15 protein-coding genes are annotated in these 13,884 nt (G+C 71.8%); 10 read left to right on the top strand and 5 right to left on the bottom strand.

Annotation, left to right across the window (positions count from 1 at the left end; all coding sequences use genetic code 11):
- Window positions 1-37: 37 nt before the first annotated feature.
- The 6 genes from DEJ24_RS13010 to DEJ24_RS12985 all read left to right on the top strand — a co-directional run bounded on the left by DEJ24_RS13010 (window position 38) and on the right by DEJ24_RS12985 (window position 5,495).
- Window positions 38-1,021: a magnesium and cobalt transport protein CorA gene (locus DEJ24_RS13010; protein ID WP_258374816.1), complete on the top strand. Its 984-nt coding sequence runs from the start codon at window positions 38-40 to the stop codon at window positions 1,019-1,021.
- 139 nt (window positions 1,022-1,160) lie between these two features.
- Complete coding sequence (locus DEJ24_RS13005) at window positions 1,161-2,444, top strand: chloride channel protein (protein ID WP_111078980.1); 1,284 nt, start codon at window positions 1,161-1,163, stop codon at window positions 2,442-2,444.
- Between the two features lie 134 nt (window positions 2,445-2,578).
- On the top strand, window positions 2,579-2,791 hold the full coding sequence (locus DEJ24_RS13000) for an antitoxin (protein ID WP_110902524.1): 213 nt from the start codon (window positions 2,579-2,581) through the stop codon (window positions 2,789-2,791).
- A 93-nt stretch (window positions 2,792-2,884) separates the two neighbouring features.
- Entirely contained in the window at window positions 2,885-4,216 is a 1,332-nt protein-coding gene (locus DEJ24_RS12995; protein ID WP_111078979.1) for a SufS family cysteine desulfurase, read from the top strand.
- Complete coding sequence (gene sufU / locus DEJ24_RS12990; protein WP_111078978.1) at window positions 4,213-4,662, top strand: Fe-S cluster assembly sulfur transfer protein SufU; 450 nt, start codon at window positions 4,213-4,215, stop codon at window positions 4,660-4,662. Before DEJ24_RS12995 ends, sufU begins: the two co-directional genes overlap by 4 nt.
- A gap of 146 nt (window positions 4,663-4,808) precedes the next feature.
- Window positions 4,809-5,495 (top strand): alpha/beta fold hydrolase, encoded by a 687-nt coding sequence (locus tag DEJ24_RS12985; RefSeq protein ID WP_111078977.1) that lies wholly within the window; start codon window positions 4,809-4,811, stop codon window positions 5,493-5,495.
- Between the two features lie 22 nt (window positions 5,496-5,517).
- Here the strand turns inward: DEJ24_RS12985 and DEJ24_RS12980 are convergent, their stop codons facing one another.
- Window positions 5,518-6,003, bottom strand: coding sequence for a MarR family winged helix-turn-helix transcriptional regulator (locus DEJ24_RS12980; RefSeq protein WP_111078976.1), 486 nt, complete (start codon window positions 6,001-6,003; stop codon window positions 5,518-5,520).
- A 63-nt stretch (window positions 6,004-6,066) separates the two neighbouring features.
- On the opposite strand from DEJ24_RS12980, the gene DEJ24_RS12975 reads away from it, so the two are divergent.
- The 3 genes from DEJ24_RS12975 (at window position 6,067) to DEJ24_RS12965 (ending at window position 8,522) form a co-directional block, all read left to right on the top strand.
- Complete coding sequence (locus DEJ24_RS12975) at window positions 6,067-6,435, top strand: VOC family protein (RefSeq protein ID WP_111045247.1); 369 nt, start codon at window positions 6,067-6,069, stop codon at window positions 6,433-6,435.
- Between the two features lie 110 nt (window positions 6,436-6,545).
- A complete protein-coding gene (locus DEJ24_RS12970) occupies window positions 6,546-7,946 on the top strand; it encodes an LLM class flavin-dependent oxidoreductase (RefSeq protein ID WP_258366530.1) in 1,401 nt (466 codons plus the stop codon).
- An 81-nt stretch (window positions 7,947-8,027) separates the two neighbouring features.
- On the top strand, window positions 8,028-8,522 hold the full coding sequence (locus DEJ24_RS12965; protein WP_111078975.1) for an N-acetyltransferase: 495 nt from the start codon (window positions 8,028-8,030) through the stop codon (window positions 8,520-8,522).
- Here the strand turns inward: DEJ24_RS12965 and DEJ24_RS12960 are convergent.
- Window positions 8,510-9,316: an SGNH/GDSL hydrolase family protein gene (locus tag DEJ24_RS12960; protein ID WP_111078974.1), complete on the bottom strand. Its 807-nt coding sequence runs from the start codon at window positions 9,314-9,316 to the stop codon at window positions 8,510-8,512. The two genes, DEJ24_RS12965 and DEJ24_RS12960, sit on opposite strands and share 13 nt — an antisense overlap.
- Before the next feature lie 152 nt (window positions 9,317-9,468).
- Between DEJ24_RS12960 and DEJ24_RS12955 the strand changes: the two genes are divergently transcribed.
- Window positions 9,469-10,191 (top strand): VIT1/CCC1 transporter family protein, encoded by a 723-nt coding sequence (locus DEJ24_RS12955; RefSeq protein ID WP_111078973.1) that lies wholly within the window; start codon window positions 9,469-9,471, stop codon window positions 10,189-10,191.
- Between the two features lie 237 nt (window positions 10,192-10,428).
- Here the strand turns inward: DEJ24_RS12955 and DEJ24_RS12950 are convergent, their stop codons facing one another.
- Genes DEJ24_RS12950 through DEJ24_RS12940 form a run of 3 tightly spaced genes read right to left on the bottom strand, consistent with a single transcriptional unit; the run spans window position 10,429 to window position 13,797 of the window.
- Window positions 10,429-11,370, bottom strand: coding sequence for an acetamidase/formamidase family protein (locus DEJ24_RS12950; RefSeq protein WP_111078972.1), 942 nt, complete (start codon window positions 11,368-11,370; stop codon window positions 10,429-10,431).
- A complete protein-coding gene (locus DEJ24_RS12945; RefSeq protein WP_258368665.1) occupies window positions 11,367-12,836 on the bottom strand; it encodes an APC family permease in 1,470 nt (489 codons plus the stop codon). Before DEJ24_RS12945 ends, DEJ24_RS12950 begins: the two co-directional genes overlap by 4 nt.
- Window positions 12,837-12,882: 46 nt before the next feature.
- Window positions 12,883-13,797 (bottom strand): proline iminopeptidase-family hydrolase, encoded by a 915-nt coding sequence (locus tag DEJ24_RS12940; RefSeq protein WP_111078971.1) that lies wholly within the window; start codon window positions 13,795-13,797, stop codon window positions 12,883-12,885.
- Between the last annotated feature and the right edge of the window lie 87 nt (window positions 13,798-13,884).

Genomic DNA, 13,884 nt, shown 5'->3' with positions numbered 1-13,884 from the left:
TCGCCCACCCGTTGCCCAGGGTGCGTACGGTGGTGCCGTGAGCGTCGAGTTGAACACCGTGTACGTGGACCGCATCGCCCCGACGGCGAGCGGCACGCTCGACGACAGCTTCCGGATGATCGAGGAACACGGCGCCTCGGCGTGCATCGTGCTCGACCGGCCCGACGCCGTCGAGCTCGGGGACGTCGCGGTGGCCCTCGGGCTGCACGAGCTGGCCGTCGAGGACTCCGCCGAGGGGCACCAGCGGCCGAAGCTCGAGCGGTACGGTTCGACCCTCTTCGCGGTGCTCAAGCCCGCGGTGTACCGGGACGCCGAGGAAGAGGTCGAGTTCGGCGAGGTGCACGCCTTCGTCGGTGAGGACTTCTTCCTGGCCGTCGTGAAGGCAGACCCGCGCGGGCCGAGGACCGTGCCGCGCGCCCTGCAGCGGATGAGCGGCAAGCCGGGCCTGGTCACCGCCGGGTCACAGGCGCAGCTCTGGGCGCTGATGGACTCGATCGTCGACGACTACCGCCCGGTCATCGACGGTCTCGAGGAGGACATCAACCAGATCGAAGGCCAGCTGTTCTCGGGCAGCGCCGGGGTGTCCCGCCGCGTCTACGAGCTGTTCGGCGAGGTCGTCGACTTCCAGCGGGCAGCGCGCCCGCTCATCCGGATGATCGAGGACCTGCACCGCGGCGCCGAGAAGTACCACCTGCCGGTCGAGCTGCAGCGCCGGTTCCGTGACGTGCTGGACCACGTCATCCGGGTCGTCGAGCGCTTGGACACCTTCCGGCAGCTGCTGCAGAACGCGCTGACCGTCGACTCGACCCTGGCCGCGCAGAAGCAGAACGACGACACCAAGCGCATCTCCGGCTGGGCGGCGATCCTGTTCGCTCCGACGCTCATCGCGGCGATCTACGGCATGAACTTCACCCACATGCCCGAGTTGTCGTGGACGTGGGGCTACCCGCTGTCGATCCTCGCGATGGTCCTGTTCGCGGCGGTCCTGTACGCGGTGTTCAAGGTCAAACGCTGGTTCTGACCGCGACAGCGCGTCAGTCCGCAGGGCGCCGCCGGCGGACCGGGAGGCCCGAATCACCATCCGCGGGTCGGGACCGGACCGCGGGGCGAGCCGAGCCTCCCGGCCGTCCCGGCGGAGCGCTCCCACTACGCTTGCCGACATGCCACACAACGGTCACGCCAGCCCGGCCTGGGTGCTGAAGCTCGCCGTGGTCACCGGACTCGTCGGGGTCGCCGGCGGGGCCGCGGGGATCGCCGTGTGGCTCGCGCTCCAGCTCATCCAGTTCGTCGCGTTCGGGTACCCCTTCGCCGGCCACCACGAGGCCGCCGATGCACCGTCGGGCCTGAACCGGTTCCTGGCGGTCCTGGCCGCCGGGGTCCTGACCGCGATCGCGTGGTGGGCGATCCGACGCTGGGGACGACCCGTCGTCGGTGTGCCCGCGGCGGTCGCCGGCAGACGGATGCCGTCGCTCGTGACGCTCGGCAACGCGGGCGTGCAGATCCTGGCGGTGGGGCTCGGCGCCTCGATCGGCAAAGAGGTCGCACCGCGGGAGATCGGCGCCTGGGCCGCCCAGCTGCTCACGGTCCGGGCCGGTCTGAGCCGGCGAGAGACCAAGGTGCTCGTGGCCTGCGGAGCGGCGGCCGGCCTGGCGGCGGTGTACGACGTCCCGCTCGGTGGGGCGCTGTTCGCGGTGGAGGTCCTGCTCGGCGAGCTCACCCTCGCCACCGCGCTGCCCGCGTTCGTGACGAGTGCGGTGGCGGCGTTCGTCGCGCGGCTGGTGATCCCGGACGAGGTGCTCTACCACGTGCCCGCGATGCACCTCTCGCCCTCGCTGCTCGTCTGGGCGGTCGTCGTCGGACCGCTGCTCGGGTTCGCCGGGGTCGGGTTCGTCAAGACCACGAACCGGCTGCAGGGCATCGCCCCGACCGGGTGGAAGCTCCTCGTGGTGCTGCCGGTCGTCTTCGCACTCGTCGGCCTGGTCGCGGTGCCGTTCCCCGAGGTGATGGGCAACGGCCGGGCCCTCGGCATCGCGGCCATGAACGCCGACCTCGACGGCCCGACCCTGCTCGGCATGGCACCACTCCTGGCGCTGCTGGTGCTCGGTCTGCTGAAGACCGTCACCACGGCCGCGACGATCGGCGCCGGCGCGGTCGGTGGCACCCTGACGCCGTCGATCGCGATCGGGTCGGCACTCGGCGGGTTCCTCGGCGCCGCCTGGCTGCTGCTCTGGCCGGTGGACGGCGGCAGCGTCGCCTCGTTCGCGTTCATCGGGGCGGCCGCGTTCCTGGCGACGACGATGCGCGCACCGTTCACGGCCCTCGTGCTCGTCGTCGAGTTCACGCAGCAGGGGACCGACATCCTCATCCCGTCCCTCCTGGCCGTCAGCGGGTCGGTCGCCGTCGGGTACGTGCTGGCCCGCCGCCGCAGCGCCCAGATGGCCTGACGACCCGGCCGTCGGCCCTCGCGGGGACGCTGCTGGGCATCCGGTGGACGAGCCGGACCGACGGGTCGTGCCGTGGTTAGCATCGGCGCCAGGACGCGGAGCACCAGGCACCGCGGCGAAGTGAGGAGCCGGTCATGGCGGGATTCGACGACATCACGAAGAAGGCCCAGTCCTTCCTGCGGGACGGCAAGGTCCAGGACGCGCTCAAGAGCGAGAAGGCCGAGGGCGTCAGCGACAAGGTGTTCGACGGCGTCGCTGACGCCGTGAAGAAGGCGACCGGCGGCAAGTACGACGACAAGATCGACAAGGCCCGCGACGAGGCGGACAAGCGCGTCGGCAACGAGTAGCCCGGCGCGGCGCTGGCCCGACTGGACTGCACCGGGAAGAACGACCACGATTGACGGGTTGTCTCCCGCGAGACGCACAGGAGGGCCAGCACCGTGACGATCGTTGCACCAGCGCCGACGGACGACTCCGTCGAACCGCTCACCGAGGACGAGGTCGCCCGCATCCGGGCCGACTTCCCGATCCTGCAACAGGCGGTGAACGGGCAGCCGCTGGCCTACCTGGACTCCGGGGCGACCGCCGAGCGGCCCGTGCAGGTCCTCGACGCCGAACGACGCTTCCTGGAGCACGACAACGCCGCCGTGCACCGCGGCGCGCACACCCTCGCGGCGCTGAGCACGGACGCCTACGAGGACGCCCGCGCCACCGTCGCCCACTTCATCGGTGCGACGACCCCGTCCGAGGTGGTCTGGACGGCGAACGCCACCGACGCCCTCAACCTCGTCGCGTACGGCATCCGGAACGCCAGTGCGGGCCGCGGTGGCCCCGAGGCCGACCGGTTCCGGATCGGCGCGGGTGACGAGATCCTGGTAACCGAGGCCGAGCACCACGCCAACCTCGTGCCGTGGCAGGAGCTCGCCCTGGCGACCGGCGCGACGCTCCGCTGGGTGCCCGTCGACGACGCCGGCTGCTGGAGCGCCGAGGACGCCGTCGCGCACATCACCGAGCGCACCCGTGTCGTCGCCATCGCCCACGTCTCGAACGTGACGGGCATGATCGCCCCGGTTGACGCGGTCGTCGCCGCAGCCCACGCGGTCGGCGCCCTCGTCGTGCTCGACGCCTGCCAGTCCGCTCCGCACCGACCGCTCGACGTCCGGGCGTTGGACGTCGACTTCGCCGCGTTCTCCGGGCACAAGATGCTCGGGCCGAACGGCATCGGCGTCCTCTGGGGGCACCAGGTGCTGCTCGACGCACTGCCGCCGTTCCGCACCGGCGGGTCGATGATCACCACCGTGACGATGGAGCACACCGACTTCATGCCGGCTCCCGAGCGTTTCGAGGCCGGCACCCAGCCGGTGTCCCAGGCCGTGGCGCTCGCCGAGGCCGTCCGGTACCTGGAACGGATCGGCATGCAGCGGGTGCAGGCGCACGAGGAGCACCTGGCGCAGCGGATGATCACCGGGCTCACCGCGGTGCCGGGCATCACCGTCGTCGGGCCGCCCGCCGGGGTCGCGCGCAGCGGCCTGGCCTCGTTCGTCGTCGACGGGGTGCACGCGCACGACGTGTCGCAGTACCTCGACGCGCAGGGCATCGCCGTCCGCTCGGGCCACCACTGCGCCCAGCCGCTGCACCGCCGGCTCGGCCTGACCGCCACGAGCCGGGCGAGCACGTACGTGTACACGACCGAGCAGGACGTCGACCGCTTCGTCACCGCCGTCAGCGAGATCCGCGGGTACTTCGGTGCCGACGCCGAGGACGCCTCGTGAGCAGCCTCGACAGCCTGTACCAGCAGGTCATCCTGGACCACGCCAAGGCGCGGCACGGCGACGGCCCGCTCGAGCACGCCGACGCCGAGCACTTCGAACGGAACCCGACGTGCGGGGACGAGATCACCGTGCGGCTGCGTCTGGAGCCCGGCACCGACCGCATCGCGGAGGTCGCCTGGCAGGGGGACGGCTGCTCGATCTCGATGGCATCCGCATCCGTGCTGACCGACATGGCCGTCGGGCGGACCGTTCCGGAACTGTTGGCGCTGACCGAGGAGTTCCGCACGATGATGCGCTCTCGCGGCGCCGGCGAGCCGGACGAGGACGTGCTCGAGGACCTCGTCGCGTTCCACGGGGTCTCGAAGTTCGTCATGCGCGTCAAGTGCGGGATGCTCGCCTGGGTCGCCGCCGAGACGGCGGCGCAGCAGGCGGTCGCGGCGCGCTGAGTCGCGCGCTGAGGCGCGGTCCCGCGCCGCGGATCGCGGAAGCGGCGACGCCAGCCCACCGGACGGGAGGCACGGTGCCAGCGGGTACCGTGCCTCCCGTCGCCGTGTTCCTCGATCACGGCATCCGCACCGCTACCATGCAGCCCATGGCGGGTGAGGTGACGGGCGCAGGGATCGTGTTCCTCCACGCCTCGAACCGGAGCACGGACCGTGCCTGGTCGGCCGTCGGGGGCCTTCCGGGTGCGCGGTTCGCCGTGATGCCCGGCTACGACTCCACAGAGCCGGTCTGGTTCGACCAGGACCGGTGGGAGCATCGCCTACTCGAAGCGTGCGGCACCGGAGCTGCCATCGCGGCGCATTCCTTCGGCGCCCCGGTCGCCATGCGTGCCGCGGTCCGTCGGCCGGACGTGGTCCGGGCGCTCGTGCTGTTCGAACCCGGCGCCTACGCCCTGGCGCGGGGGAACCCGGCCGTCGAGGACCACGTCCGCCGCGTGCAACCGGTGCTCGACCGCGCGGCGAAACTGCCGCCTGCGGAGTTCGCCGTCGCCTTCACCGCGGCCGTCTCCCGACGCACGATCGCGTCGCCGACGCGAGCGGGCGACTTGCTCGCTGCCGAGCGGCAGCGTCGGTTGCCCGGACCGTGGACGTTGGACACTCCGGGCTGCATCGGCGTGCCCACGCTGGTGGTCACTGGCGGGTGGAACGACGAGTACGAGGCCATCGCCTCCCGGATCGTCGGTGCCCGCCACGTGACACTCGTCGGCCACGGCCACCGGCCGCAGGACCACCCGGACGCCGCCGGGGTGGTGCGCGCGTTCCTCGACCAGACCTGACGCGCCCGACTGACGACGCCGGTCAGTCGGCCGCGTCGGCCGGGTCGGGCTGCCGGTCGGCTCCATCGCTGCGGAGCGACCGGACCATGCTCCGCAGGAGTCGCCTGGCGGCTGCACGGTCGTCCTCGTCGAGGTCGCCGAGCATCCGGTCCTCGACGGAGCGGACGGCAGCGGTCGCCGCGGCCAGGTCCCGCCGCCCACGATCGGTCAGTCGTGCCGGCATGACCCTGCCGGCACGGGCCTCCGTGGGCCTCGTGACGACGCCGTCCCGCTCCAGTGTCCGCAGGAGGACGTTCATCGACTGCCGGGTCACGAACGTGCCGCGGGCCAGTTCGGAGTTCGACGAGCCCGGCCGCTGGGCGAGCAGTTCCAGGCAGGCGTAGTGCGTCACGGTCATGCCGAGCGGCCTGAGGACGGCCTCCATCGACGCACGGAGCGCGCTCGCGGTCTCCTTGAGGAGGTACCCGATCGAGGTCGGCAGGTCGACGCCGTGTCCGTCTTGACTCATGTCAGTAGTCTGACATACGCTCGTCCATGTCAGAAGCCTGACATCAACAGAAGGAGCACCCTCATGCCCGTCACCGGCCCCGACTTCGTCTCCCTGCAGGTCCGCGACCTCGACGCCTCGCAGGCGTTCTACGAGCGGTACCTCGGCCTGGTCCGCTCGCCCGCTGGCCCCCCGCACGCCGTGGTCTTCACCACGACACCGGTCGCCTTCGCGCTGCGGGACATCGTCCCCGGAACCGACCTCGCCGCGGCGGACCAGCCCGGCGTCGGCGTCGCGCTCTGGCTGCACGGCACCGAGGTCCAGGCGATGCACGACGCGCTGCAGGCCGACGGCCACCGCATCGTCGCCGCGCCGATCGACGGGCCGTTCGGTCGGACGTTCACCTTCGCCGACCCGGACGGCTACCACGTGACGCTGCACGACAAGGCCTGACGCGGTCGTCGGCCCAGCGCGCAGCGCACCGAGCGCGGGGCGGCGGACGCCGGCGTCACGGGGCGTCACGGTCCGTGACGCACCCCCGGTGCCCGTCGTACGGTCGCGTCGTGACCACGAACCGCGAGCCCCGGCAGATCCGCTTCAACGCGTTCGACATGAACTGCGTCGCCCACCAGTCCTCCGGACTGTGGCGCCACCCGCGCGACCGTTCCCGGCACTACAACGACCTGTCCTACTGGACCGACCTGGCGAAGACGCTCGAGCGCGGTGCGTTCGACGGCATCTTCATCGCCGACGTCCTGGGCACGTACGACGTGTACGGCGGCACGAACGAAGCGGCGCTCCGCACCGGGTCGCAGGTACCGGTGAACGACCCGATCCTGCTCGTGTCGGCGATGGCCGCCGTCACCGAGCACCTCGGATTCGGGATCACCGCCGGCACCGCCTACGAGCACCCCTACCCGTTCGCCCGACGCATCTCGACACTCGACCACCTGACGAAGGGCCGCGTCGGCTGGAACGTCGTCACCGGGTACCTGCCGAGCGCCGCCCGCAACATGGGGCAGACCGACCAGCTCAGCCACGACGACCGGTACGACGTCGCCGACGAGTACCTCGAGGTCCTCTACAAGCTGTGGGAGGGCTCGTGGGAGGACGACGCCGTCATCGAGGACCGCGAGACCGGCGTCTTCACCGACCCGGCGAAGGTGCACCCGATCGAACACCACGGCAAGCACTTCGACGTGCCGGGCATCCACCTGTCGGAGCCCTCCGTGCAGCGCTCACCCGTCATCTACCAGGCCGGTGCGTCACCGCGCGGCATCCGCTTCGCGGCCGAGAACGCCGAGGCCGTCTTCGTCGGGGCGCCCACCCTGCCGCAGCTCGCGGTGACCGTCGGCAAGATCCGGGACGCCCTGGAGGCTGCTGGTCGCGACCGGTACGCCGCCAAGGTCTACACGCTGCTCACCGTGATCACCGACGAGACCGACGAGCTCGCGCAGGCGAAGTACCGCGACTACCTGTCGTACGCGTCCGAGGAGGGCGCGCTCGTGCTCAACTCCGGCTGGATGGGTGTCGACCTGTCGCAGTACGACCTGGACGAACCGCTCGGCAACATCGAGTCCAACGCCATCCAGTCGGCCGCCGCGAACCTGTCCGCCGCTACGGGTGAGGACGGCACCACCTGGACGGTCCGCGACATCGCGCGGCAGACGGCGATCGGCGGCCTGGGCCCGGTCGAGGTCGGCAGCGGGGCGACGATCGCGCAGCGGCTCGTCGACATCCAGGAGCAGACCGACGTCGACGGGTTCAACCTGGCGTACGCGGTGACGCCGGGCACGTGGGAGGACGTCATCGAGTTCGTCATCCCGGAGCTCCGGGCCCGCGGTGCCTACCCCGAGGGGTACCGCGAGGGGTCGCTGCGGAACAAGCTGTCCGGGCGCGGGGACCGGCTGCCGGAGGAGCACCGCGGAGCGTCGTTCCGGGTGCGGGAGCCCGCGTCGGCATGACGGACTGACCAGCGGAGGTCCGGCCGGCGCCCCGCCGACCGGCGAGGCCACGCAGGGGCCCGGTCGTAGGGTGGGCGGGTGATGGAGTCGACGGCAGCCGTGCGGGTCGCCGAGCCGGGGTCTCGGGAGTTCGATGCTGCCTGCATCGACCTCTGGGCCGCGGCGGTCGCCGCACGTGACGGTCGCCCCGAGGACCCGGCAGTCCGGGCACGAGCGGCGGAGAAGTTCGCCGCCGGACGCGTCGCCTTCGTGGTCGCGCCGGGGGCAGACGGCGCGGTCCGTGGTTTCGCCCTCGTCACGACACCGGGCAGCGGTGGGGGAGCGAGCCCGTCGGACGCCGCGTACCTGAGCCTGCTCGCTGTCGATCCGTCGGCGCAGGGCGGCGGTCTCGGCCGCGCGCTCCTCGTCGCCGCGGTGCAGGAAGCCCGCGCCGCCGGACACGAGCACTGCATGCTGCACGCGCTCGAGGACAACGCCCCCGCCCTCCGCCTCTACCGCAGTGCGGGGTTCCGGCCGGTGGGCGAGCCGTTCCCGCACGCGCTGAGCGGCCGACCGACGCGGACCTACGTGGTCTGACCCGCGCCTCCCGGCCGGGACGGCACGACCGGCGCCCAGTCGCCCTGCCCGGCGACCCGACCGTCCCCGGAGGACCGACCCGTCACTCGACGCCGGACCCACGGGACGACGTGGTCGCGGTAGTACCGGAGCTCCTCGCCCACCGACGTCTTCGTCCGGTCCGGCACGCGCGGGACCGCGGCCTCCGGACCGTCGGCGATCGCGTGCAGTGCCAGGTCGGCGACCCGCTGGTGTCCGAGCGGGTTCATGTGCAGGCGGTCCTCGGACCAGAACTCGGCGCGGCCGAGGTGCGCGTCGCGTGAGACGTCGACGAACGGCAGCCCGCGCTCGCGACTGAACCCGGTCAGCGCCTCGGCCCAGGCGTCACCGCGGGCGTTGATGAGCCGTCCGAGGGGTAGCCGTGCACTCGGGTCGGCGGGGCTGAGCAGTGCGAGCCGGATCCCGCGGGCGGCGACGACGTCCGCGGCCTCGGCCAGGCGTCCGAGCAGCGCGTCGACGTCGTAGCCGGGGCGGAGCATGTCGTTGCCGCCGCCGCAGAAGGTGATGAGCGTCGGTGCCGGGTCGAGGGCGAGGGCGGCGTCCAGCTGCCCGTCGAGGACCCCCGCGAGCAGACGACCGCGGATCGCCAGGTTGGCGTACGAGACCGGCCCGGACAGGTGGTCCGCCAGGCCGACCGCCAGGCGCCCCGCCCAACCGGGGAACGGGACGTCCCCGTCGTCGCCGACACCCTCGGAGAAGCTGTCCCCGATGGCGACGTAGCGGACGGGATCGGTGGGGGCGGACACGGCGGACATGGTCCTCCTCGGTGAGACTCGGTCGTGGCGTCATCCATCGTGCTCCTCATGCGCAGGCCGCGCTGAGGGAAGGCTTGCCTCACCACGAAATGCCCGGTCAGGGCAGCCTTCCCTTGCTGGTGCGATCAGCTGACAAGTGCTTTCCTTTCCTCATGTCGACCGCTGCTGACCTCGCGCTCCCCGCCACCGGGCACGACGACGCCACGAGCGCCGCCCGCCTGAACTGGTTGCGCGCCGGGGTCCTCGGCGCCAACGACGGCATCGTGTCCGTCGCCGCCGTCCTCGTCGGTGTCGCCGGGACCGGCGCGGCCGCCGGACCGGTCCTGGCCGCGGGCACGGCTGCCCTCGTCGGTGGCGCCGTGTCGATGGCGCTCGGCGAGTACGTGTCCGTCAGCGGCGCCCGTGACGCCCAGCGCACCGGGCAGGCCGCACACCAGGCACAGCTCGAGGCCGAGTCCGAGGACCAGGCCACCATCGCCGCGCACTACCGCGGGCTCGGGGTCTCCCCGGACGTCGCCGAGACCGTCGCCGCCGAACTCGTGCGGCCCGAGGTCCGGGACCGCCGCGCCGCCGCCGCCCTCCGCGACGCCGAGGACGAGGTCGTCAGCCCCTGGCGCGCCGCCTGGGTCTCCGCCGCGACCTTCACCGTCGGTGCCGCCCTGCCGTTCCTCGCGATGCTGCTCGCGCCGGCGTCGAGCCAGATCCTCGTCACCGTCGTCGCCGTCCTCATCGCGCTCGCCGTCACCGGCACCACCGGCGCGACCCTCGGTGGTGCACCCCGCGGTCGGGCGACCGTCCGCGTCGTGCTCGGGGGAGCACTCGCACTCGCTGCCACCTACGGCGCCGGGACCCTGCTCGGGGCACACGTGTCCTGACGCGGGTGCAGCGCGCGCGGCGGTCACCACCCAGACGCCGAGACGCTGGCATCTCGCGGGTCGAGATGCCAGCATCTCGGCGCCCGGACGATCTGCGCGCGGCGAGTTGCGACATCACGTCACGCGCGGCGGTGGGGTGGGACATGGGTGCGAGAGCGCGCCGACGGACGGGAGGCCCGGACCACGTGACCGACGTCGGTCACGTGATCCGGGCCTCCCGTCCGGCACGGCGCCGGGTCAGTCCCCGGCGGTCAGCACCGCCTTCGGCACCCGGTGCAGCGTGACGGCGCCGACCGCGTCGAACGGGTGCAGCGGGTCCGGAGCGCCGGACCCTGTCGGACCGCCGAGCTTCGAGTCGCCCACGGCGCTGAGCACCGCGTAGGCGTCGTCCGGGGTCCAGCCGTGCTCGTCGACGAGGAACGCGAAGGCGTCCTCGTACCCGCGGCGGATGCTCTCCTGCACCGGCTCGCCGAGCCCGACGAAGAGCCACTCGTCGTCGGTCTCGATGCGTGGCGCGCGGAGCGCGGGGCCGCCCTTGACCAGGTCGACCGATACGACGGCGGTGCCCTGCGCCTCGATCGCGACGAAGGACGATTCGCCCTCGGCCATGATCGCGTGGATGTCGCCGATCGACAGCAGCGCGCCCGGCACCCGGACCGGCAGGTACACCGTCGAGCCGGGGCGGGCCTCGGTGACGTCCATGTTCCCGCCCTCGGCGTACGCGGGCATGATCGTGGAGTTCTCGCCCTCCGCCGGTGCGGTGCCGATGCAGCCGATCATCGGCCGGACCGGGAAGGCGTGCCGGTCCGAGACCCGTACGACGCCGTCCTCGATCGGGCAGCGGCGGGTGAACACCCGGTCGCCCATCACGTGCTGCAGCGCTCCGGACCCCGGCAGCGAGACCGACCAGCCGTGCGTGGTCAGCTCGATGTCGTGGATCGTCACCGCGAGGGTGTCGCCCGGTTCAGCGCCCTCGACGTACACCGGACCCGTCACCGGGTTGATCGGTGCCTGCAGCTGGGCCATGTCGTGGTGCTCGTCGAGTTCGGCGTAGACGGCGTCGGTCGTCTCGAAGCCGATCGTCTCGCCGGTGCCGGGGGCGATCGTCAGCACGGGCTCCCGGTCGGCGGAGTACCCGGGACGGCCGAGCGTGTTCGGCAGGTGGTGGTCGGCGGTCATCGGTGGTCCTCGTCGGTCGAGATCGGGCTGGCGGTCGTGCTGCTGGCGGGCGCGCCGGTGGGGTCGCCTTCACCCAGCGTGCCCGGCTCCTCGGAACCGACCTCGGTGGAACGGCCGGTGGAGCGGTAGTACAGGAAGACGCCAGCGCCGACGATGAGCCAGACGATGCCGCCGACCTTCGCCTCCACGGCCGCGTTGAGCAGCACGTACCCGATGATCAGGAACCCGATCAGCGGCACGACCAGGTGCAGCAGCCAGTTGCGCGACTTCCCCTTCACGATGTGGTGCACGAACACCGACACGTGCAGGAGCATGAAGCCGAACAGGGCACCGAAGTTCACCAGCGACGAGATCGTGTCGATCTGCCCGACGAAGAACAGCACCAGGATCGCGGACAGCACCGAGACGACGAGGATCGCGTTCTGCGGGACCTGACGGCCGTTGAGCTTGTGCAGGAAGGCGGGCAGCTGCCGGTCACGGCTCATCGAGAACAGCAGGCGGCTCGTCGCAGCCTGCGCGGCCATGGCGTTCGCGATGCCGACGGCCAGGACGTTGACCGCGAAGAACGCCGTCGCCCACCCGCTCGACGACGCCTGCTCGACGATCGTGAAGAACGCGTTGCCTGCCTCGCTGTCCGAGAAGGAGTCACGGCCGGCGGCCAGGGCGCTGGCGAGCCACGTCTGCACGACGAACAAGAACGCGACGATGACGAGCGCCAGGATCATCGCGAGACCGGCACCGCCGCGGCGGCCGGTGGACTCCTCGGACAGCGTGGAGATGCCGTCGAAGCCCAGGAAGCTCAGCACCGCGATCGACAGCGCGGAGGCGATCAGTGGCGCCGACACCTTCGCCGGGTCGAACACCTGGTCGGTGCTGAAGGACGCTCCCGGAACCGTGCCACCGGTCAGGGCGACGATCGCGATGACGACGAAGACGACCACGAACACGAGCTCGATGAGCAGGAAGATGCGGTTCGCCAGCTTCAGGGACGACACCCCGGCCAGGTTGATGACGGTGTTGATCGCCACGAAGACGAGCGCCCACAGCCACCGCGGGGTGCCCGGGAAGATGCCGACCATGCTCTCGGCCGCGAACACGTAGAGCAGCGTCGGGACGAGCAGGTAGTCGAGCAGGATCGCCCAGCCGGCGAAGAAGCCCGCCGTCGGGTGGATTCCGCGGCCGACGTACGAGAAGACGCTGCCGGCCAGGGGGATCGACTTCGCCATCTGGGCGTACGCCAGGGCGGTGAAGATCATCGCGACGAGGCCGACCAGGTAGACGAGCGGCACCATGCCGGACGACGCGTTGTAGACGGTGCCGAAGATGGCCCACGGGGCGATCGGCACCATGAAGACGAGCCCGTAGACGAGCAGGTCGGTGGTGGAGACGGAGCGTTTGAGCTCCTGCTTGTAGCCGTAGGCCTCGAGCTGCTGCTGTGCGGAGAGCTCGCTGTGCTGCTGCGACATGTCGGGTTCCGTTTCGGGGAGGAGGGACGGTGCAGGGACGGGCGGGTCAGCCGGTGGGCTGGACGTCGTGCTCGGCCAGGAAGGCGCCGATGACGCGACGGAACTCCTGCGGCTGCTCCAGGTGGGTGCAGTGGCTGGCGCCGGGGAAGACGTGCTGGCGTGCGTCCGTGATGTGCTGCACGAACGGCTGCCAGGTGGCGGGGGTCGCTTCGTCGTGCTCACCGGCGACGACGAGGGTCGGGACGTCCACCTGGTCGAGGCGGTCGATGACGGACCAGTCCCGCAGCGAGCCGATGACGTGGAACTCGTTCGGCCCGTTCATCGTGTGGTATACGGTCGGCTCCGCTTCCATCTGCTCCTCGGAGGCCACGAAGTCCGCGGGCATCGGGACCACTCGGCAGACGTGGCGCTCGTAGAAGACCTGCGTGGCGGCGAGGTACTCCGGGTCCTCGACGGTGCCCGCGGCCTCGTGCCGGGTGAGGGCGTCCTGCACGTCGTCGGGCAGCTGCGCACGGAGTTCCGCCGCCCCGTCGACCCACAGCTGCATGGAAGCGGGGGAGTTGCAGATCGACAGGCTCGCGATGCCGCCCGGTCGTCGGACGGCGATCTCGGCTCCGAGCATGCCGCCCCAGGACTGGCCGAGGAGGTGGTGCTCGCCGAGGTCCAGGTGTGCGACGAGCGCGAGGTACTCGTCGACGAAGAGCTGCGGCTGCCAGAGGTCGGCGGGGGCGTCGGGGCGGTGGCTGCTCCGGCCGCAACCGAACTGGTCGTGGTGCACCACCGTCCGACCCGTCTCGTCGGCGAAGGCCTCGAGGTTCCGCAGGTAGTCGTGGGCCATCCCCGGGCCGCCGTGCAGCACGACGAGGGGCAGCGCACCCCGGACGGGGCGGTCGGGTTCGGTGATCCGGTACCAGGTCTCGCCGTCCTGGAACGGCATCGTGCTCTCGGTGATGCGGGACATGGGGTGAGCATGGCCCGTCGAAAGGTCCCAGGCAAGACCTTTTCCGCTCGTTTAACGTGGCCGTAACAGGACACCCGGGCGACCGGG

This window comes from Curtobacterium sp. MCPF17_001, assembly GCF_003234615.1.
GTDB lineage: Bacteria > Actinomycetota > Actinomycetes > Actinomycetales > Microbacteriaceae > Curtobacterium.
The sequence above is the reverse complement of the archived record's forward strand: the minus strand, read 5'-3'. Positions and strand labels throughout refer to the sequence as shown.

What these genes read in the sequence shown, in the direction of transcription:
- DEJ24_RS13005 (WP_111078980.1), top strand. Translation starts at nt 1,161, where the DNA reads ATGCCACACAACGGTCACGCCAGCCCGGCCTGGGTGCTGAAGCTCGCC.
- DEJ24_RS13000 (WP_110902524.1), top strand. Translation starts at nt 2,579, where the DNA reads ATGGCGGGATTCGACGACATCACGAAGAAGGCCCAGTCCTTCCTGCGG.
- DEJ24_RS12985 (WP_111078977.1), top strand. Translation starts at nt 4,809, where the DNA reads ATGGCGGGTGAGGTGACGGGCGCAGGGATCGTGTTCCTCCACGCCTCG.
- DEJ24_RS12980 (WP_111078976.1), bottom strand. Translation starts at nt 6,003, where the DNA reads ATGAGTCAAGACGGACACGGCGTCGACCTGCCGACCTCGATCGGGTAC.
- DEJ24_RS12975 (WP_111045247.1), top strand. Translation starts at nt 6,067, where the DNA reads ATGCCCGTCACCGGCCCCGACTTCGTCTCCCTGCAGGTCCGCGACCTC.
- DEJ24_RS12965 (WP_111078975.1), top strand. Translation starts at nt 8,028, where the DNA reads ATGGAGTCGACGGCAGCCGTGCGGGTCGCCGAGCCGGGGTCTCGGGAG.
- DEJ24_RS12960 (WP_111078974.1), bottom strand. Translation starts at nt 9,316, where the DNA reads ATGTCCGCCGTGTCCGCCCCCACCGATCCCGTCCGCTACGTCGCCATC.
- DEJ24_RS12955 (WP_111078973.1), top strand. Translation starts at nt 9,469, where the DNA reads ATGTCGACCGCTGCTGACCTCGCGCTCCCCGCCACCGGGCACGACGAC.
- DEJ24_RS12950 (WP_111078972.1), bottom strand. Translation starts at nt 11,370, where the DNA reads ATGACCGCCGACCACCACCTGCCGAACACGCTCGGCCGTCCCGGGTAC.
- DEJ24_RS12945 (WP_258368665.1), bottom strand. Translation starts at nt 12,836, where the DNA reads ATGTCGCAGCAGCACAGCGAGCTCTCCGCACAGCAGCAGCTCGAGGCC.
- DEJ24_RS12940 (WP_111078971.1), bottom strand. Translation starts at nt 13,797, where the DNA reads ATGTCCCGCATCACCGAGAGCACGATGCCGTTCCAGGACGGCGAGACC.